This window comes from Amycolatopsis sp. cmx-11-51 (genome assembly GCF_047608665.1).
Taxonomy (GTDB): Bacteria; Actinomycetota; Actinomycetes; order Mycobacteriales; family Pseudonocardiaceae; genus Amycolatopsis.
The window spans coordinates 296,340-315,864 of sequence record NZ_JADNQO010000005.1; the positions used below are offsets into that span (position 1 = coordinate 296,340).

Annotated in this window: 13 protein-coding genes and 1 pseudogene; 6 read left to right on the forward strand and 8 right to left on the reverse strand. The window is 68.7% G+C overall.

Annotated elements, in window-relative coordinates:
• Window positions 1-93 precede the first annotated feature (93 nt).
• On the forward strand, window positions 94-3,057 hold the full coding sequence (locus ACM6LU_RS21005; RefSeq protein ID WP_414939560.1) for a BTAD domain-containing putative transcriptional regulator: 2,964 nt from the start codon (window positions 94-96) through the stop codon (window positions 3,055-3,057).
• Here the strand turns inward: ACM6LU_RS21005 and ACM6LU_RS21010 are convergent.
• Window positions 3,041-3,829 carry a Calx-beta domain-containing protein gene (locus tag ACM6LU_RS21010; RefSeq protein ID WP_414939415.1) on the reverse strand — a complete coding sequence of 263 codons (789 nt, stop codon included), beginning with the start codon at window positions 3,827-3,829 and terminating at the stop codon, window positions 3,041-3,043. The genes ACM6LU_RS21005 and ACM6LU_RS21010 overlap by 17 nt on opposite strands.
• A gap of 198 nt (window positions 3,830-4,027) precedes the next feature.
• Here ACM6LU_RS21010 and ACM6LU_RS21015 point away from each other — a divergent pair, with 198 nt between their 5' ends.
• Together ACM6LU_RS21015 and ACM6LU_RS21020 are read left to right on the forward strand one after the other, a co-directional pair.
• Entirely contained in the window at window positions 4,028-5,410 is a 1,383-nt protein-coding gene (locus tag ACM6LU_RS21015) for an FAD-binding oxidoreductase (RefSeq protein ID WP_414939416.1), read from the forward strand.
• A gap of 11 nt (window positions 5,411-5,421) precedes the next feature.
• Window positions 5,422-6,975 carry an acetolactate synthase large subunit gene (locus ACM6LU_RS21020; RefSeq protein ID WP_414939561.1) on the forward strand — a complete coding sequence of 518 codons (1,554 nt, stop codon included), beginning with the start codon at window positions 5,422-5,424 and terminating at the stop codon, window positions 6,973-6,975.
• A 65-nt stretch (window positions 6,976-7,040) separates the two neighbouring features.
• Here ACM6LU_RS21020 and ACM6LU_RS21025 read toward each other — a convergent pair whose 3' ends face one another.
• The 5 genes from ACM6LU_RS21025 to ACM6LU_RS21045 form a co-directional block, all read right to left on the reverse strand.
• Window positions 7,041-8,462, reverse strand: a complete 1,422-nt coding sequence (locus ACM6LU_RS21025) for an MFS transporter (RefSeq protein WP_414939418.1) — start codon at window positions 8,460-8,462, stop codon at window positions 7,041-7,043.
• Window positions 8,463-8,525: 63 nt separating this feature from the next.
• Window positions 8,526-9,014, reverse strand: coding sequence for a DUF3761 domain-containing protein (locus ACM6LU_RS21030; RefSeq protein ID WP_414939419.1), 489 nt, complete (start codon window positions 9,012-9,014; stop codon window positions 8,526-8,528).
• Between the two features lie 250 nt (window positions 9,015-9,264).
• Complete coding sequence (locus ACM6LU_RS21035) at window positions 9,265-10,017, reverse strand: SDR family NAD(P)-dependent oxidoreductase (protein WP_414939420.1); 753 nt, start codon at window positions 10,015-10,017, stop codon at window positions 9,265-9,267.
• Window positions 10,018-10,026: 9 nt separating this feature from the next.
• Complete coding sequence (locus tag ACM6LU_RS21040; RefSeq protein WP_414939421.1) at window positions 10,027-10,914, reverse strand: SRPBCC domain-containing protein; 888 nt, start codon at window positions 10,912-10,914, stop codon at window positions 10,027-10,029.
• The gene (locus ACM6LU_RS21045) at window positions 10,907-11,464 is read right to left on the reverse strand and encodes an ArsR/SmtB family transcription factor (RefSeq protein WP_414939562.1); all 558 of its coding nucleotides are present in this window, start codon (window positions 11,462-11,464) and stop codon (window positions 10,907-10,909) included. The genes ACM6LU_RS21040 and ACM6LU_RS21045 overlap by 8 nt, the downstream gene beginning before the upstream one ends.
• A gap of 66 nt (window positions 11,465-11,530) precedes the next feature.
• Between ACM6LU_RS21045 and ACM6LU_RS21050 the strand changes: the two are divergent.
• A pseudogene (locus ACM6LU_RS21050) lies at window positions 11,531-12,921 on the forward strand (MMPL family transporter); the annotation flags it as partial.
• A 68-nt stretch (window positions 12,922-12,989) separates the two neighbouring features.
• Here ACM6LU_RS21050 and ACM6LU_RS21055 read toward each other — a convergent pair.
• Entirely contained in the window at window positions 12,990-15,161 is a 2,172-nt protein-coding gene (locus ACM6LU_RS21055; RefSeq protein WP_414939422.1) for a 3-hydroxyacyl-CoA dehydrogenase NAD-binding domain-containing protein, read from the reverse strand.
• Window positions 15,162-15,171: 10 nt separating this feature from the next.
• Entirely contained in the window at window positions 15,172-16,383 is a 1,212-nt protein-coding gene (locus tag ACM6LU_RS21060; protein ID WP_414939423.1) for an acetyl-CoA C-acetyltransferase, read from the reverse strand.
• A 156-nt stretch (window positions 16,384-16,539) separates the two neighbouring features.
• Between ACM6LU_RS21060 and ACM6LU_RS21065 the strand changes: the two genes are divergently transcribed.
• Both ACM6LU_RS21065 and ACM6LU_RS21070 read left to right on the forward strand, forming a co-directional pair.
• Window positions 16,540-17,724, forward strand: a complete 1,185-nt coding sequence (locus tag ACM6LU_RS21065; protein WP_414939424.1) for a TetR/AcrR family transcriptional regulator — start codon at window positions 16,540-16,542, stop codon at window positions 17,722-17,724.
• A gap of 452 nt (window positions 17,725-18,176) precedes the next feature.
• Window positions 18,177-19,472: an acyl-CoA dehydrogenase family protein gene (locus tag ACM6LU_RS21070; protein WP_414939563.1), complete on the forward strand. Its 1,296-nt coding sequence runs from the start codon at window positions 18,177-18,179 to the stop codon at window positions 19,470-19,472.
• Window positions 19,473-19,525 lie beyond the last annotated feature (53 nt).

Consider the following 19,525-nt stretch of genomic DNA (forward strand, 5'->3'; position numbering starts at 1 on the left):
CTAATTGGCCGATTTCGGTGAGTCTTCGCCCGGATACGCTCACCGAGGTCACATGCCGGAGGGAGCAGGGTGCCCGGGCCAGGGGAATTACGGGTGCTGGGCGCGGTCGAAGCGATCGGCCCCACCGGGCGGGCGGAGCTGCACGGCGCCCGCCAGCGAGCCGTGCTCGGCGTTCTCGCCCTGCACGCGGGCTCGGTCGTCCCGATCCCCCGGCTGGTCGACGTCCTCTGGGGCGAGGATCCGCCTCGCACCGCGGTGAAGACCCTGCACAGCCACGTCGCCAGGATCCGGCAGGCACTGGAGGACTGTGGATTCCCACCGGTCTTGCTGACACGCAAACCCGGGTACCTCCTGACGGTCGCGCCATCCTCAGTCGACGCTCTCCGTTTCGAAGAGGAGCTTCGTGCCGCCAAACGGAACAATCCCGGCCAAGCGGTGACCGCCTTGCGCGAAGCGTTGCGGCTTTGGCGCGGCGAAGCCTTCGCGGACGCCGAACTCGACGGCTGGGGGCTCCACGAGGTCGAGCGTCTCCAGGAACTTCGGCTGTCCGCCTGGGAAGAACTGTGGGACGCCGAACTCCGGCTCGGGGGCCACGAAGAGGTCGTCCGGGAATTGCCGCGCCTGCGGGCCGGGCACCCGTACCGTGAGCGACTCGCCGCGCTGCACATGCTCGCCTTGCATCGTTGCGGCAGGCACGCCGAAGCGCTCGAAACCTTCCAGACCGTACGCCGGGGCATGGCGGAGGAGTTCGGCGCCGACCCCGGCCCGGAGCTGGTCGACCTGCATACGGCGATCCTGCGCCGCGCGCCCGAACTCGACACGCCCGCGCGGGGCACGGCGCCGGCGCAGCTTCCCGCCCGTGTCGGGCATTTCACCGGACGGCAGCAGGAACTCGCGTCACTGGACCGGCTGCTCGACGAACCCGAACCGCCGGTCGTGGTCATCTCCGGCGCCGCCGGGATGGGTAAATCCGCGCTCGCCGTGCAGTGGGCGCACAGCATCGCGGACCGCTTCCCCGACGGCCAGCTCTTCCTCGACCTCGCCGGGCACGACCCGCACGAGGCGGTCTCGCCGGGCGACGCGCTCGCCCATCTGTCGCGGGGGCTCGGCCTCCCCGACGATCGGCTGCCCGACGCGACGCCCGAACGCGCGGCGCTCTACCGCTCGCTGCTGCACGGCAGGCGTTGCGTGATCGTCGCCGACAACGCGGGCAGCGTCGACCAGATCCTGCCGCTCGTCCCCGGGACGGCGAAGGCGATGTTGATCGTGACCAGCAGGCAGACCCTGGCCGCGCTCGGCAGCAGGCACGCCGTCCGCGTGCTCGCCCTCGACGCACTGGCCGACCCGGAATCGATGACCCTGCTCACCCGGGTACTGGGCGCCGACCGGGTCGCCCGCGAACCCGGGCAGGCCGCGCGGCTGGCCAGGCTGTGCGACGGGATGCCGCTGGCGTTGCGGATCGCCGCCGCGCGCCTGACCGGGGAACCGGGCCGTCCGATCGCGGAGCTCACCCACGAACTCACCGGCGTCGGACGCTTGGAAACCCTTGCGGTACAAGGAGATTCTCGGACCGTCGAGACCGTTCTCGCGAGCGCCTACCTGCCGTTGGAGCACGCGCCGGCGCACCTGTTCCGGCTGTCCGGGTCGACTCCGGGGACGTCGTTCAGCTCGGCCCTCGGAAGCGCGTTGTGCGGGGTGCCCGCCGAAGCGGGCCGGGCCGCGGTCGCCGCGCTGTCCGCCGCGCATCTGATCACCCCGGCGGGCCATGACCGTTATCGCTTCCACGATCTGATCCGCGAGTTCGCCGTCGCGTGCGCCCGCGCCGACGAAACGACGTCGAGCCGCGCCGAGGCGGCGGACCGGCTGATCGATTGGTACCTGCACGTCGCCGCCGAGGCGAACCGGATCATCGATCCGAACCGCGATCTGGTCACCCCGGCGTTGCGCCACCCCGCGCCCGAGCGGCCGTTCCCGGCGGAAAGGCGTGCGGCATTGGCGTTCCTGGGTGCCGAACGCGCGAATCTGCTGCCCGTGGTGCGATTCGCGCGCGAACACGGCCGCAGCACCGCCGCCTGGCAGCTCACCTATCTGCTCACCAGCTTCTACGACACCACGGGAGGCTGGAACGAGCGGATCGGGCTCTGCCGAGAGGGAGCCGTGGCGGCCGCCGAACTCGACGATCCCTTGGCGGAGGCGGAAATGCTGCGCGCGCTGGGCGCGGCCTACTTCATGACCCGCAGGCTGACCGACGCGCTCGAGACCAACGCCCGCGCGTTGAAGGCCGCCCGCGCCGCGGGAGATCTCGAAGGCGAAGGGCACATCTACAACAACACCGCGAACGCCTATGCCGCGCTGCGCCGGTTCGACGAGGCGATCACCGCGTACCGGCTCGCGGTGGAACGGTGCACCTCGGCGGGTAACCGGCTCGGGCGCGCGCTGTCCCAGCGCAACCTCGGCCACGCCTACATCCGCCGCGGCCAGCCGATGGACGGCCTCAGCCCGCTGACGGACGCGCTGGAGGCGTTCCGCGAACTCGGCAACGCCCGGCTGGAGGCAGCCACTCTGGACACGCTCGGCGAGGCCTACGAGGAACTCGGCGATCACGACGTCGCGCTGGAGCATCTCGGGAAGGCGCTGGCCGCGTCCCGGGCGATCGGCGACCGGTGGCAGGAGTGGGAGTCACTGCTGCACGCCGGTCAGGTCCATCTCTCCCGCCGCGACTTCCGGGCCGCGCGGGACGATTTCGACCAGGCGCTGTCGATCAGCCGGGACGTCGGGAACCGGCACAGCGAAGCCGCCGCGCTCGACCGGCTCGGCCGCGCCCACGTGGGTCTCGGCGACCTGGCGGCGGCCAGGGAAAACCTCGAGCGCGGCCTCGCGGTCCGGGAGAGTGTCCCGGATCCGTACGAGGAGGCTCATCTGCACCGCGACCTCGGCGATCTGGAGACGCGGTGCGGCGACACGGCCGCCGCGGCCGCCCACTGGGCTCGAGCGATCGAGCTGTACCGGCGGGCGAACGCGACGGCCGACGCCGACCTCGTCACCGGGCGGGGCTGATCACCACGGTCGAGGTCGCGTACACGAGCCTGCCCTGCGACGGCCCGAAGAATTCGACCCGCGCCTTTCCTGCTTGATCGGGCAGGTACGTGAATTCGGCGTACCCCCTGGTCTCACCGCGTGGGAAGGTGACGACACCGTCCTTCACCGGCACGTGGCCGGAGCCCTCGGTGCGATAGCGGATCGTGAGCGGCCCGGTCCACGGCCGGGAGAGCACGACGGGCACCCTGCAGGTGCTGCCCGGTGCGAAATTGGGCGGGATCGACCAGCAGATCTCGCCCTCCTGGGTGGTGGCCAGCGGCCCGGTCTTGGCCGCGTCGTCATCGGCCACCCAGGCGACGCCCACACTGTGCCCGATCCGCACGCCCCGCTCCCCGTAAAGCCGGAGAGAGAACATCTCGTCGTTCTCGACGAGGGCGTCGGCGCGGACCTTGACCGCGATGGTCTGCGCGCCCGCGCTCCCGGACCAGGTCAGCGTGCCGCCGGTCGGCAGGTAGTCGACACCCTCCTTCGCGGTGACCGCCGGATCGATCGGCGAGCCGTTGCCTTCGATCGTCCGGTACTCGACCGAACCTTGCGGTGCGCAACCGCCGTCGGCGACGGAAACGGTGAAGAGGAGGGTGGTGTACCCGGCGCTCGTTCCCTCGGCTTGACTGACGCCGCCGGCGTTCACCACGGGCGCCGTGCAGCCCGCCTCGCCGCTTTCGGCCACTGGTACCGCGAGCCCGAACGTGACCGCGAGCGCCGCCCCCAGCGTCGTGATCCGTCTCATCGTTGGTCCCATCGAGCGTCCACCCCTTCCGGCGGGCCGCCGCGACCCGCTGCGACATGGGTAACCGAATGAGGTTGTCGCGAGGTTGTGGCCGATGGCCCGCCGAATACGGTCAAACATGAAAATGATTCATGGCCATCGCCGCCCACGACGTACTACGCTTCGGTAACCAGGCAAAGGCGCGAGGAAGGGCTGTCGATGGGCGATGTTGCGGCACGGTTCGCCGAGATCGTCGGGGACACGAATCTGCTTTCCGGCGAGGCGATCCCTGAGGACTACGCACACGACGAGGCTTTGACCGCTACCCCGCGGCAGCCCGCCTACCTGGCGAAACCGGGAAGCGCCGAGGAGGTCGCGGAGCTGCTCAAGGCAGCTGGCGAAACCGGCGTGCCGGTGACCGCGAGGGGGTCGGGCACCGGGCTTTCGGGCGGCGCGCAGCCACGCGAAGACAGCCTGGTGATCTCGTTCGAGCGAATGAACGCGGTGCTGGAGATCGACACGGAAAACCATGTCGCCGTCGTCCAGCCCGGCGTCACCCTGTCCGAATTGGACGAAAAGACCGCCGAGGCGGGGCTCGGCTACACGGTCTACCCCGGTGAGCTGAGCGCGAGTGTCGGCGGCAACGTCGGGACGAACGCGGGCGGCATGCGCGCGGTCAAGTACGGCGTCACGCGGCACAACGTCGTGGGCCTGCAGGCGGTCCTGCCGACCGGCGAGATCATCCGGACCGGCGGCAAGACCTCGAAGATCTCGACCGGCTACGACCTGACCCAGCTGATCATCGGCTCCGAGGGCACGCTCGCGATCGCGACCGAGGTCATCGTGAAGCTGTACCCGCGCCTGCCGTACGGCGCCACGGTGCTCGCCCCGTTCGAGACCTTCGACGAGGTGATGACCGTCGTCCCGAAAATCATCTCCAGCGGGCTGGCGCCGCACATCGTCGAGTACATCGACAACTTGACACTCGCGGCGATCAGCTACAACGAGAAACTCAGCCTCGGCGTCCCGGACGACATCCGCGACTCCGCCCAGGCGTACTTGGTGGTGGCACTGGAAAACCGCGACAATGACCGGCTGCACGCCGACATCGAGGAACTCGGCGGTCTGCTGGGCGATCTCGGCGCGATGGACGTGTACGTGCTCGAAGGCGGCTCCGCGCGCAAGCTGATCGAAGCGCGCGAGAAGGCGTTCTGGACGGCCAAGGCGGTCGGGGCCGACGACATCATCGACGTGGTGGTCCCGAGGTCCGCGATGCCGGAATTCCTGCGGCGGACCAGGGAAATGGCGCTGTCTCGCGAGACGGGCGCACTCGGCTGCGGACACGCAGGTGACGGCAACGTCCACCTCGCCATCTTCTGCAAGGACCAGGAGAAGCGGAAGCAACTGCTGACCGACATCTTCGCGCTCGGCATGGAACTCGGCGGCGCGATCTCCGGCGAGCACGGCCTCGGGAAAGCCAAAGCCGGCTATTTCCTCGACCTGGAAGACCCGGCGAAGATCGCGTTGATGCGCCGGATCAAGGAGGGCTTCGACCCGGCCGGGATCCTCAACCCCGGTGTTCTTTTCGCTGAGAGGGCTTGAAAGTGAGTGAGATGAACGGCGCCCAGTCCCTGATCCGTACACTGGTCGACAGCGGCGTCGACGTGTGCTTCTCGAATCCGGGCACCTCGGAGATGCATTTCGTGGCGGCGCTCGACACCGTGCCCGAGATGCGTGGCGTGCTCGGCCTGTTCGAAGGCGTCGTCACCGGCGCCGCGGACGGGTACGCGCGCATCGCCGACAAACCGGCGGCCACCCTGCTGCACCTCGGCCCCGGCCTCGGGAACGGGCTGGCGAACCTGCACAACGCGCGTCGCGCGCACACCCCGATCGTCAACGTGATCGGTGATCACGCGACCTACCACAAGCAGTACGACGCCCCGCTCGAATCGGACATCGAAGCCGTCGCCGGTTCCCTCGAAGGCTGGGTCCGCCGCTCCGAGCACACGAAGGACGTCGGCGCCGACGCCGCAGCGGCGGTCGCCGCGGCGCAGGACGCGCCCGGGCGGATCGCGACCCTGATCCTCCCTGCCGACGCGTCGTGGGGCGAGGGTGGCCAGCCCTGCGCGCCGATCCCGCCGAGGATCCCGCAGACCGTCGACGCGACGACGGTGAAGAACATCGCCGAGGTGCTGGCAAGGGGCGAACCGGTCGCGCTGCTCGTCGGCGGCGGCGGCTGCCGCGAAGCCGGGTTGCGCGCGACCAGCCGGATCGCCGCCGCGACCGGGGTGGAGGCGTTCGTCGAGACCTTCCCCTCGCGACTTGAGCGCGGAGAGGGCCTGCCGACGATCGAACGGCTGGGTTACCTCGCCGAGCAGGTCGCGTACCAGCTCGACGGGATCAAGCACGTGATCGTCGCCGGGACGAAGGCGCCCGTGTCGTTCTTCGCCTACCCCGGCAAGGCGAGCAACCTGGTGCCAGAAGGCGCGCAGGTCCACGTGCTGGCCGAGGTCGGGCAGGACGTCCCGCGTGCCCTGAACGACATCGCGGATCTGGTCGCCGCCGAGACCGAGCCGGTGCTGCAGGAGGCCACCCGGCCCGCGCTGCCGTCCGGGCCGCTGACACCGCAGAACTGGGTCGAGGTGATCGGCGCGTTGCTGCCGGAGCGCGCGATCATCGCGGACGAGGCGAACACCTCCGGTCTGCTGCTGCCCGCCGCGACCGCGGGGGCGCCACGACACGACGTACTGACCCTGACCGGCGGCGCGATCGGCTACGGCATGCCCGTCGCGACCGGCGCGGCCGTCGCGGCCCCGGACCGGCCGGTGATCAACCTGCAGTCCGACGGCAGCGCGCTGTACACGATTTCGGCGCTGTGGACGCAGGCGCGGGAGAACCTCAACGTCACCACGGTCCTGCTGAACAACCGCGCGTACGCGATCCTGCGGCTGGAGTTGCAGCGCGTCGGCGCGGACGCCAACGGCCCCAAGGCGAACGAGTTGCTCGACCTCTCGCGGCCGGACATGGACTTCGTCAAGATCGCCGAGGGCTTGGGCGTTCCCGCGACACGGGCGACGACCGCCGAGGAGCTCGCCGGGCAGTTCCAGCGCGCGCTGGCCGAGCCGGGACCGCACCTGATCGACGCGATCGTTCCGACGCTGTTCTGAGTGCGTGAGATGAAAGGCCCCTTCACCGCGAAATTCGCGATGAAGGGGCCTTTCATCTCACGGGGCTAGTGGACCGCGGCCACCAGAGGTTCGGGCTGGCGTTGCTTCGGGACGAGAGCGGTCAGCGCGAGACCCAGGAGCGCCGCACCGGCGGCGACCACGAAACTCATCCGGAAGCCCTCAGCGGAAGGGACCGAAACCCCGCCGACGGTGATCGCCAGCGACGCGAGCATGGTCGCCATCACCGCGCTGGACGTCGACGTGCCGACGGACCGCATCAGTGAGTTCAGCCCGTTCGCGGACGCGGTTTCGGTGACCGGGACCGAGCCCATGATCAGCGCGGGCATCGCCGCGTAGGCGATGCCGACGCCGCCACCGATGATGATCGAGGCCGTGATCAGCTCGAGGGCGTTGTCCATCAACAAGGTCGCGAAGACATAACCGGCCGCGATGGTGGTGGCGCCGACCATCAGCGTCGTGCGCGGTCCGTAGCGCTCGATGAGCCGGGCCGAAACCGGCGACAGCATGAACATGACCACCCCGTTCGGCGCCAGGCAGAGCCCGGCCTGCACCATCGTCAGGCCGAGGCCGTAGCCGGTCGACGCGGGCGCCTGCAGCAACTGCGGGAACGACAGTGCCATCGAGTACAGCGCGAACCCGATCATGATCGACGCCAGGTTGGTGAACAGCACCGGCCGCCGCGCGGAGACCCGCAGGTCCACGAGCGGATCGCGGCGCCGAAGCTGGTAGACGCCCCAGACCAGCAGGATCGCCACCGCGGTCCCGGCGAAGCCGAGCGTGCGACCGCTGCCCCAGCCCCATTCACCGCCCTTGACGATCGGCAGCAGCAGACAGACCAGTCCGGCCGTCAGCCCCACCGCGCCGAGGTAGTCGAACGGCGCGGGTGTCTTCACCGGTGACTCCGGCACCACGAACAGGATCAGCAGGCCGCAGACGAGCCCGAGCCCCGCTGACGCCCAGAAGAGGACGTGCCAGTCGGCGTTCTGCGCGACCAGGGCCGACACGGGAAGCCCGATGGCACCGCCGACCCCCAGCGTCGAACTCATCACCGAGATCGCCGCGCCGACGCGTTCGGGCGCGAGTTCGTCGCGCATGATGCTGATCCCCAACGGGATCGCACCCATCGCGCAGCCCTGCAACCCACGGCCGACGACCATCAGCGCGAGCGAACTGGTCAGCGCGGACACCACCGAACCGGCGACCAGGAACCCCAGGCTGATCAGCAACAACCTGCGCTTACCGTAGAGATCGCCGAGCCTGCCGCTCACCGGCATCACCACGGCCCCGGCGACGAGGGTCACCGTCACCACCCACGACGCGTCGGACGGGGCCGCGTTGAGCAGCCGGGGAAAAGCCGGGATCAGCGGGATGACGAGCGTCTGCATGAACGAGGCCACGAGACCACAGGTGGCGAGTACGACGACGAAGATTCGGGGCGAAGGCGCCCGGCCGACCGGTTTCACCATGCGCGTCCCATGATCCGACCTTACCCAGCACCACCCTTCGAGGTGAATGGTTGACCGACAGGATCACAACCAAGTGCGGACCCCACCGTGTCCGGAACAGGTACCGCGGCGATTCTGGCTGTAGCTATAAGAACCGTCCTTGCAGATAGCGGTCGCGCCGTCTGCCGCCCCGGGTCCGGTCGCCGGGCGGTGGACACAGACACCGTCGGTGTTGCGGTAGTAGTCGCTTCCGCACTCCGCCAGATTCGGCGCCTTCGCCGTGGGCGTCGTCTTGGGCCGTGCTCTCGACGGCGGCGGCGGCTCGACCTGCTTCGGCACCTCGACCGCGGCAGTGGTCGGCGGCACGACCTGCTGGGGCGTCGGTGCCGGAGTGGACGTGGTCGTGGTGGGCGGCGTCCAGCTGCTGATCGGCGTCGACAGCGTCGATGACGTCGACACCGAGCCGCTCTGCGGCGTGACCCGTCCGGTGGGCACGGTCTCCACACCGCAGCCCCCGGCGACCAGAAGCCCGATCGCCAGTGCCACGCCCAGTTTCGTCGTTCTTTTCGGCATAACGGCCTCCCCGGCACGTGGTAGTGCCGCGTAGTCGGGAGATCGTTCGCCGGTGTTACCGCCGGACAGGGGTCAGTCTGTGTCTCTCACAGCGCGCTATCGGATTTTCGTAGCCGGGCCATGGCATCCGCTGGTCACTCACCCAGCTATCTCAGCGGCCCGCCCTCCGCAAACCCGAGTCCTCCGGCCGAAAAGAAACGCGTGCGCGTGTCCTCGCCCAACCTGCCAACCTCAGTTTGGGAGACACGGCCTAATCGACCATCGCGCCGCAACTGATGTTCAGCGCCGTCGCCGTCATGCCGCGCGCGTGGTCGGACGCGGCGAAGGCAGCGACGCGGCCGACGTCTTCCAAGGACGCGGTCCGCTTGAGCATCGTGGAGTCGACCATGTCGCGGATGGCGTCGTCGAGCCCGGCGCCCGCGGGGATCGTCTCCGGGATCCCGGCGGTACGCAGGGTCACCACGCGGATGCCGTGCGGTCCAAGTTCGCACGCCAGCCCTCGCCGCAACGCTTCCATCGCACTGAACGCGACTTGCAGCCCGCCGAGGTGGTATCCAGGCAACGGATCACCGTCGCCGCCGAACATCAGGATCACCCCCGACCACTGCCCGATCATATGCCGGGCGGCCGCCCGCGCGGTCAGGAAGTTCGTCCGTATCGCCGTCCGTACCGGGCTTTCGAAGTCCGCCAAGGACATCTCGACCAGCGGGGTGCCCTGGACGTCATTGTGCGTGATCACGTTCATCGAGATGTCGACGCTGCCCGCCGAAGAAACCACCGAAGCGGCATGCTCGTCGATGGCCACTTCGTCGAGCGCGTCGAACCGCGCGGTCTCGGCTTTCCCTCCCACCGACCGGATTTCTTCGGCCAGCGCGTCGAGTTTCTCAAGCGTACGACCGGCGAGGTGGACCGTCGCGCCCTCTCTGGCGAACCCGCGTGTCACCGCGCCGCCGATCCCTCCCGCCGCACCGTAGACGATCGCGTTTCTGCCTTCGAGCAACATCGGAACCTTCTACTTCCCCTCCAGCGTGATGAGTCCTTCGGGCATTCCGTCCAGATGGACGTCGACCCAGATCGGGAGCCACATGTCGACCTCGTGGAACCGCCGCAGTTCGGCCAAGCCGCTGAGCCAGCCCATCCAGGAGCCATACGGCGGCTTCTCGCCAGCGAATCCACTTTGGACGAAAGTCAGCTTGGTACCACCGCCGGAGTCCTCGAGTTCCCAGGACGTCACGATGCCTTCCTCGTACGCGAGCGTCATCCTTTCGTCGGGCACCAGATCGACGATCTTCGCCGGGTCCGGGTCCATCTCCAGCGAGCCCATCGCCCAGCGTCCGCCGACACGCATCTCGGCTTCGATCCGCGCGCCGAACCAGCGCGTGAACTCGGCGGGATCGGTAATCGAGCGGTAGACCTCCGGTCGCGCCGCGTCGATGCGCACTTCTTCCCGCATCACCGGTGAGGTGAGATCGCAACGGGCGGTGATCGGACGTCCTTCGACGTGGTCGACCAGGTTCGCGACCGCCAGCGCCCAGAACGTGTGCATCATGCCGAGCGGCGAGTCCGTGTCCGCCATCAGCGCGGCAAAGTCCGGCAGACCGGTCTGGCTGTACGACAAAGAGGTCCCGTCTCCGTCCTCCGCCAGCTTGAGTTCGACAACGGTCTCCGTATCGTCGACGGTCCAGGCGAACCGCAGGACGTTGTCCTCGGCCAGCAACAGCCGCTGACGCGGGACTTCGCCGTCCGGGGTGTAGCGGCCCCAGAACTCGTAGCGGGACGGCAAGTCGACTTCCGCGTGTTCGGAAAACCACGTGCGCAGTGCTCCGGGGTCGATCAGTGCGCGCCAGACCTCGTCGATCGGCGCGCACACGCGCACCTGGAAACTCGCCGGCTCAGTCACGGGCATCTCCTTTCGGGTAACAGGCCACGGCCAGCTTGAAGGCGTCGCCTTCCGCGCCGCCGTAGCGGGTGAACAGATCCTGCAAAGTCGTCTTCAGTTCGTCGAGGAACTCCTGGCGCCGCTCCGGCTCCACCCGGATCTCACCGGAGACGCCGATCGACGGCAGTTCCGGTGCGGCCCTGTCGAGCACGGCGACATCCGCCTGGACCTCCTCCATGAGGTCCACCAGATAGCCGAGGCTCAGTTCGTCCCGCACCGCCCGCGGGCCGATCCGGCCGACCACCCCCGGCGACAACCAATACGAACGCGCGCTCGCCTGATACACGCCCTCACCGATGCCGCGCACCTTGCGTTCCGACACCTGCGTGGCGAGACCGGCTTCCACCAGCTTTTTCACGTGGTAATAGACCCGTTGCGGAGTCTGGTCCAGCACCGCCGCCACCTCGGTGCAGGATCGCGGCTCCGCCAGTTGCCGCAGGACGTCCACCCGTCGCGGCTTCAGCAATGCCTCTGCCTGCTCGAGCCGCTCGAGGTACTCCACGTCCTTCACCACGCCACGCCCTTGATCACAAAAACAAGTTTGAACGTAAAAATTCGTTTTGTCAATCACGTAGGATCGCCGCTGATGATGCTGGTCGGGTTCGGCGTCGGCGTGGACTACGCGCTGCTCATCTTTTCCCGCTATGGCAGCGAAATCCTGGGCGGTCTCGACCGTGAACGAGCGGCGCGGCGCGCACTCGACACCGCGGGACGTTCGGTGCTGTTCGCCGGCGGCACGGTGATCATCGCACTGCTGGGGCTGCTCGCGCTCGGTCTCGGCTCGCTGCGCGGTGTCGCCCTCGCGGTGGCGCTCACCGTTCTGGTGACGATGCTCGCGTCGATCACCTGCTGCCCGCGTTGCTCTCCCTCTTCGGCCGTCGTTTGGAGAAGGGCATCCGCGAACACGCCGAGAAGCGGGAACACGGCAAGGCCTGGGGCAAAATCGGCGACGCGGTGCAGCGGCGGCCGCTGGTGCCGCTCGCGGTCGGCCTGCTCGTCCTCATCGGACTCGCACTCCCGGCCCTCGGCATGCGCCTCGGCTTCGCGGACGCCGGCACGGATCCGGAGACGTCGACCACCCGGCAGGCCTACGACCTGATGTCGGAAGGCTTCGGCCCCGGCTTCAGCGAGCCGCTGATCGTGGTCACGGAGAACGGTGACGGCGTTGCGCTGCAACGGGAACTCGAAGCCACCCCTGGCATCGCCAAAGCGACGCCACCGATGGGACAGGGCGTCATGACCGTCCTCGCCTTCCCCACGTCATCGCCGCAGGACGAGGCGACCGGTGAACTGGTCGAGCGGCCGCGGACCGAGGTGCTGCCGGGCCTGCCCGGTAAGTATCTGGTCGGCGGTTCGGTCGCGGCGGCGGTGGACTTCGCGGACGCCGTCGGCGACCGGTTACCGCTGTTCGTCCTGGTGGTCGTCGGGTTGTCGGCTTTGCTGCTGATGGTGGTGTTCCGCTCGATCCTGATCCCGCTCAAGGCGGCCGTGCTGAACCTGCTGAGCATCGGCGCCGCGCTCGGCGTGATGACGGCCGTGTTCGGCGACGGCCTGTTCGAAGTGCGGCCGGGGCCGATCGAGGCGTTCGTGCCGGTGCTGATCATCGCGATCGTGTTCGGGCTTTCCATGGACTACGAGGTGTTCCTGGTGTCCCGGATGCACGAGGAATGGCGGCAAACCGGCGACGCGCGCCACGCCGTCCGAGAAGGGCTCGCCTCCACCGGCGGGGTGATCACGGCCGCGGCGGTGATCATGATCCTGGTGTTCGGGGCCTTCCCGCTCAACCCGGATCGGATGCTGGCGCAGTTCGGCCTCGGGCTCGCGGTGGCGGTCCTGGTGGACGCGTTCGTCATCCGCTGTCTCGTGGTGCCGGCGGTGATGCGGCTGCTCGGGGAACGCGCCTGGTGGCTGTCTCGATGGCTGGACCGGCGGCTGCCGCACGTGGCACTGGAACCGTCGTCGCGCTAGCCCCCGGACGCTATGAACGGTCCGTTACTTGCAAAATTTGCAAGTAACGGACCGTTCATAGCACGGGGTTATTCGTAGATCTCGCCCTTCGCGGCCTTCTCGACCAGCGAAGCGGGCGGGGTGAAGTGGTCGCCGTAGCGGGCGGCCAGTTCGTTGGCGCGGTCGACGAAGCCCTGCAGGCCACCCTGGTACTGGTTGATGTACTGGATGACACCGCCGGTCCACGCCGGGAAGCCGATGCCGAAGATCGAGCCGATGTTGGCGTCGGCGATGGTGGTCAGCACACCCTCGTCGAAGCACTTCACGGTCTCGAGCGCCTCGGCGAACAGCATGCGCTCCTTGAGGTCTTCGAAGGGAACCTCGGCGCTGCCCGACTTGAACGCGTCGCGCAGGCCCGGCCAGAGACCGGTCCGCTTGCCCGCCTCGTCGTAGTCGTAGAAGCCCGAGCCGGTGGAGCGGCCCTTGCGGTCGTACTTGTCGAGCATCGTGTCGATGACGGCCTCGGACGCGTGCGGCGCCCAAGTGCCACCGGAGGCCTCGATCGCTTCGCGCGTCTCCTTGCGGATCTTGCGCGGCAGTGTCAGGGTCAGTTCGTCCATCAGCTGCAGCGGCGGCGCCGGGTAGCCTGCCTGCGAACCGGCCTGCTCGATCGACGCGGGCTCGACACCTTCGCCCAACGCGGCGACGGCCTCGTTGATGAAGGTGCCGATGACACGCGAGGTGAAGAAGCCGCGGCTGTCGCTGACGACGATCGGGGTCTTCTTGATCTGCAGCGTGTAGTCGAAGACCTTCGCCAGCGTGGCGGGCGACGTCTTCTCCCCGCAGATGATCTCGACCAGCGGCATCTTGTCCACCGGCGAGAAGAAGTGGATCCCGATGAAGTCCTCGGTCCGCTGCACGCCCTCGGCCAGCGAGGTGATCGGCAGCGTGGAGGTGTTCGAGCCCAGCACGGCGTCCGGGTTGACGAAGCCCTCGATCTCCTGGAACACCTTGTGCTTCAGCTCGACGCTCTCGAACACGGCCTCGATCACGAAGTCGACGCCGGCGAAGTCCTCCGCCTTGTCGGTCGGCTTGATCTTGGCGAGCAGCGCGTCGGACTTCTCCTGCGTGGTCTTGCCGCGGGAGAGAGCCTTCTCTTCCAGCTTGACCGCGTAGCCCTTGCCCTTTTCGGCGCCTTCGAGCGTGACGTCCTTGAGCACGACATCGATACCGGCCTTCGCCGAGACGTACGCGATCGCGGCGCCCATCATGCCCGCGCCGACGACGCCGACCTTCTTGGCGGTGTACTTCTCGAAGCCGTCCGGCCGCGAGCCGCCGGAGTTGATGCTCTGCAGGTCGAAGAAGAACGCCTTCGTCATGTTCTTCGAGACCTGGCCGGTGGCGAGGCTGATGAAGTAGCGGGTCTCGACGGTGATCGCGGTGTCGAAGTCGACCTGCGAGCCCTCGATCGCCGCGGCCAGGATCGCCCGCGGGGCAGGCATGTTGGCGCCCTTGATCTGCTTGCGCAGGTTCGCCGGGAACGCGGGCAGGTTCGCCGCGAAGCTCGGGTTCGACGGGGTGCCGCCCGGGATCTTGTAGCCCTTGACGTCCCACGGCTGCACGCCGGCCTCGGGGTTGGCCTTGATCCACGCCTTCGCGGCCGGGACCAGTTCCTCGACGGTGCCGACGAGCTCGTGCACGAGGCCGAGTTCCTTCGCCTTCGCCGGGCGGTGCCGCTGACCCTGCAGCAGCACGTTCAGCAGCGCGCTCTGAATGCCCAGCAGACGTACGGTGCGGACCACGCCACCGCCGCCGGGGAGCAGGCCGAGGGTGACCTCGGGGAGGCCGATCTGGCTGCCCTTGACGTCGGCCGCGATGCGGTGGTGCGTCGCGAGCGCGAGTTCGAGGCCACCGCCGAGCGCGGCGCCGTTGATGGCGGCCACGACCGGCTTGCCCAGCTGCTCCAGCCGTCGCATCTGGCCCTTCATCAGGCCGCTGCTCTCGGTGATCTCGGCCGCGTTCTCCGGCTTGGCCTTGATCAGGTCGTTGAGGTCACCACCGGCGAAGAAGGTCTTCTTGGCCGAGGTGAGGACGACACCGGTGATGCTGTCCTTCTCCGCCTCCAGGCGGTCCACGATCACGCCGAGCGACTCGCGGAAGTCGGCGTTCATCGTGTTGGCGGACTGCTTCGGGTCGTCGAGGGTGAGCACGACGATGCCGTCGGCGTCCTGCTCCCAGCGGATGGTCTTCGCTTCAGTCATTGTCTCTTCCTCAGACCCGCTCGATGATGGTCGCGACGCCCATGCCGCCGCCGATGCACAGGGTGACCAGGGCGCGGCGCGCCTGACGACGCTCCAGCTCGTCCACGACGGTGCCGACCAGCATCGCGCCGGTGGCGCCCAGCGGGTGCCCCATCGCGATGGCGCCGCCGTTCACGTTGACCTTCTCCTCGTCGAGGTGCAGGTCCTTGATCCACTTGAGCACGACCGAGGCGAAGGCCTCGTTCAGCTCCCACAGGTCGATGTCGTCCGGGGTGAGACCGGCGAGCTTGAGGACCTTCTCGGTGGCCGGGGTCGGGCCGGTGAGCATGATCGTGGGCTCGGAGCCGACGGTCGCGGTCGCCACGATGCGGGCGCGCGGGGTCAGGCCGAAGTCCTTGCCGATCTGCTCGTTGCCGACCAGGACCACCGCGGCGCCGTCCACGATGCCGGACGAGTTTCCGCCGGTGTGGACGTGGTTGATGCGTTCGACCGAGTGGTACTTCTGCAGCGCGACGGCGTCGAAGCCGCCCAGCTCACCGATACCGGCGAAGGCGGGCTTGAGCTTGCCGAGGCCCTCGACGGTGCTGCCGGGGCGACGGTGCTCGTCGTGGTCGAGGATCGTGACGCCGTTGATGTCCTTCACCGGGACGACGGACTTCGCGAAGTAGCCGCCGGACCAGGCCGCTTCGGCCTTCTCCTGCGAACGCACGGCCCACGCGTCGACGTCTTCGCGGGAGAAGCCCTCGATGGTCGCGATCAAGTCCGCGCCGGTGCCCTGCGGGACGATGTAGTTGTCGTACGCGGTGGCGGGGTCCATGAACAGCGCGCCGCCGTCGGAGCCCATCGGCACGCGCGACATCGACTCGACGCCACCGGCGATGATCAGCTGGTCCCAGCCGGAGCGCACCTTCTGCGCGGCGGTGTTGGTGGCTTCGAGACCGGAGGCGCAGAAGCGGTTCAGCTGCACGCCGGCGACCGTTTCGGGAAGGCCCGCGTTCAGCGCGGCGGTGCGCGCGATCACGGCGCCCTGCTCACCGACCGGGGACACGACGCCGAGGACGATGTCGTCGATCACGGCAGGGTCGAGGTTCGGGTGCCGGACCTTCAGTTCCTCGATGAGGCCGACCACGAGATCGACCGGCTTGGTGCCGTGGAGGGCACCTCCCTTGTTCTTGCCGCGAGGCGTACGGATCGCCTCGTAGATGTAGGCCTCGCTAGTCACAGAAAAACTCCTCCGCGTACGGCGCTGTATCAAGGATGAACACAGCCGGATCGTACCGGCCAGTAGCCATGCTAATGGTCATTAACATAAACCGCGATAACCCCATGGTGTCAATGGGTTGCGATGTACGCAACCGGCGCTATCGTGTGTTCACCTATGGATCACCCGACCGAGCGTTCAGCCCGACCGCGCGACCGCAAGGCCCAGCTGGCGGGCCTCGCCGCGGAGCTGTTCCGCGCCCGCGGGTTCCACGGGGTCGGGATCAACGACATCGCCGCCGCGGCCGGGATCACCGGGCCCGCGCTGTACCGGCATTTCGCGGACAAGCAGGCGGTGCTGTCCTACGTCGTGCTGTCCGGAATCGACGATATGGAAACGGCTACCCTCGAGACGCTCGCCGACCTCGACATGACGGTCCCCGCCCAGGTCAACGCCCTACTCAGGACGCTCGCCGCGCAGGCGGTGGAGCGGCGCGAGGTCGCCGCGTTGTGGCGCTGGGAGGGCAGGCACCTGCCCAGGGAGGGCCGCCGCGAGATCCGCCGCCGGTCGGGCGCGGTGCTCGCCGCGTGGTCCAAGGCACTGCTCGCGCTGCGTCCCGAACTGACCGCCGACGACGCCGAGTTGCTGTGCTGGGCGGGGTTGAGTGTCTTCGGCAGCGTGTCCGTCCATCACACGTCCGTGGCGAAGAAACGTTTCGCGCAGATCCTCGTGCAGCTGGCGGAATCGGTGCTGCATGTCACACTGCCCGAACCTGTCGAGCCGTCCCCCGAGACGCCGTCGATCGCGCTCGGTGAGCCGTCCCGGCGCGAGCAGATCCTCGCCGCCGCGACCGAACTGTTCGGACAACGCGGATTCCGCGCGGTGAGCATGGAGGAGATCGGCGCGGCGGCCGGGATCGCCGGGCCCAGCGTGTACCGGCACTTCCCCAGCAAGGCCGCGCTGATGGTGGCGATCGGGCACCGCGCCGCGGACAGGCTGGCCCTCGCCGCGGAACGCGCACTTCGGACCGACGACGAGCGGGACGCGCTGCGCAGGCTGGCGGCGTCCTATGTGCACACCCTGCTGCACACACCCGAGCTGCTCGTGTCGTTCTCCGGCAGCCCGATGGAGCTGCCGGAACGCGACAAGGCGGACCTGCTTCGAGTCCAGCGGGACTACGTCGCGCGCTGGATCGCACTGGCTTCGGAAGTCCGTCCGGAGCTGAGCCTGCGCGAAGTGAAGATCACCGTGCACGCGGCGCTGACCATCGCGAACGACCTCGCGCGCACCCGGCGGGTGAACGGCCGCCCGAACATCGAGGCGGAGCTGACGACGCTGATGCACGCGGTTCTCGACGTCTGAAAGTCAGCTTCGAGCAACTCGCGTGTACTGCAAAGGCGCCGATCACCTCCCTGAAGTAGCGAAGAAGGCCGTCCGGCACGCAGTCGCGGGACCTGGGGTGAAAGGGACCTTCGCCGAGTGCGACGCGACGAAGGCGCACTTCACCGAGTTCGGTGTTGACGATCTCGGACCACCTCGGAGCCAGGCGCGGTGTCGTTCCGGCAAGGGTGAGGGGAATTTCGAGGGACCCAGAGTCCCTCAAGGAGTCCTTCACGGATCTGCCGGCCGCAGCCCGACGGCGAAAGCTGGTGGCTTGTGAGTAATCCGGGTCGCCCGGACCACTCAAATCACTCACGCGCGTGACGTTCGCCGCCACCCTGGTAGCGCATCCGCCCAAAGGGCGATAACCTACTCACGAGTAGGTAAGCGAGGCAGGGAGACTGACCGTGGGTGCGCCTAGGAAACGAGACGCGATGGGCTTCGGCCTGTCCGCGCTCACCCGGCTGGCCGGGAGCAAGGTCATGGAACGGGCCGGACTTCGGAAGCCCGTGCAGAACCTGGTCAGTGCCGGGACGCGCAACGGCTTCCGGGTCGCGGGCGCGGCGGGACGGACCTTCAAGTCCGCCCAGAAGCTCGGCAAGCCCGCGCGGCTCGCGCCGGCCGGGGACGCGGGACTGTTCGACCTCACCCCGAGTGAGGATCAGCAGCTCATCGTCGAGACCGTGACGGAGTTCGCGGCCGAACAGCTGCGGCCCGCCGCGGCCGACGCCGACGCGAAGCTCAAGGCGCCCGAAGGCCTGCTAAGCCGCGCCGCCGAACTCGGCATCACGCTCGTCGGCATCCCCGAGGAGCTGGGTGGCGTCGGCACCGAACGGTCGGTCGTCACGAACGCGCTGGTCGCCGAGGCCCTCGCGCACGGCGACCTCGGCCTGGCGGTCGCGGTACTCGCGCCGTCCGCGGTCAGCACCGCGCTGGTGGCTTACGGCGACGAGCAGCAGCAGGCGGACTACCTGCCCGCGTTCGTCGGCGAGAACGTCCCGGCCGCGGCACTGGCGCTGCAGGAGCGCACGGCCTTGTTCGACCCGTTCAAGCCAGCCACCAAGGCCCGCCGCACGCCCAAGGGCTACCAGCTCGACGGCGTGAAGTCGCTGGTTCCGAGGGCCGCGGACGCCGAACTGTTCATTGTCTCGGCAGAGCTCGAAGGGCGCGGTCCCGCGCTGTTCCTCGTGGAGTCGTCCAACACGGGCGTCACCATCGAGACCGAGCCGGCGATGGGCCTGCGCGGCGCGGCCACCGGCAAGCTGCACCTGGAGAGGGTCGCCCTGCCAGCCGGTGCACTGCTGGGCGGCGGCAAGGCCGAGGTCTTCACCGAGGTCGTCCGGCTCTCACGGCTCGGCTGGGCCGCGCTGGCCGCCGGCACCGCGAAGGCCGTCCTCGACTACGTGGTGCCTTACGTCAACGAGCGCAAGGCGTTCGGCGAGCCGGTGAGTCACCGGCAGGCCGTCGCGTTCTCGGTGGCCGACATCGCCATCGAGCTGGAAGGACTGCGGCTGGTCGCGTTGCGCGCCGCCGCTCGCGCCGAACAGGGCAAGCCGTACGCCCGTGAGGTCGCGCTGGCCCGGAAACTGGCCGCCGACAAGGGAATGCAGATCGGCAGCGCCGGGGTGCAGCTGCTCGGCGGGCATGGCTTCGTCAAGGAACACCCGGTCGAACGCTGGTACCGCGATCTCCGCGCGATCGGCGTGATGGAAGGCGCAGTCCTGCTCTAGGCCGTGCCACGCAAGTCGTGTTCGCGGTCTTCGCGCCCAGGCGGCCCCTGACG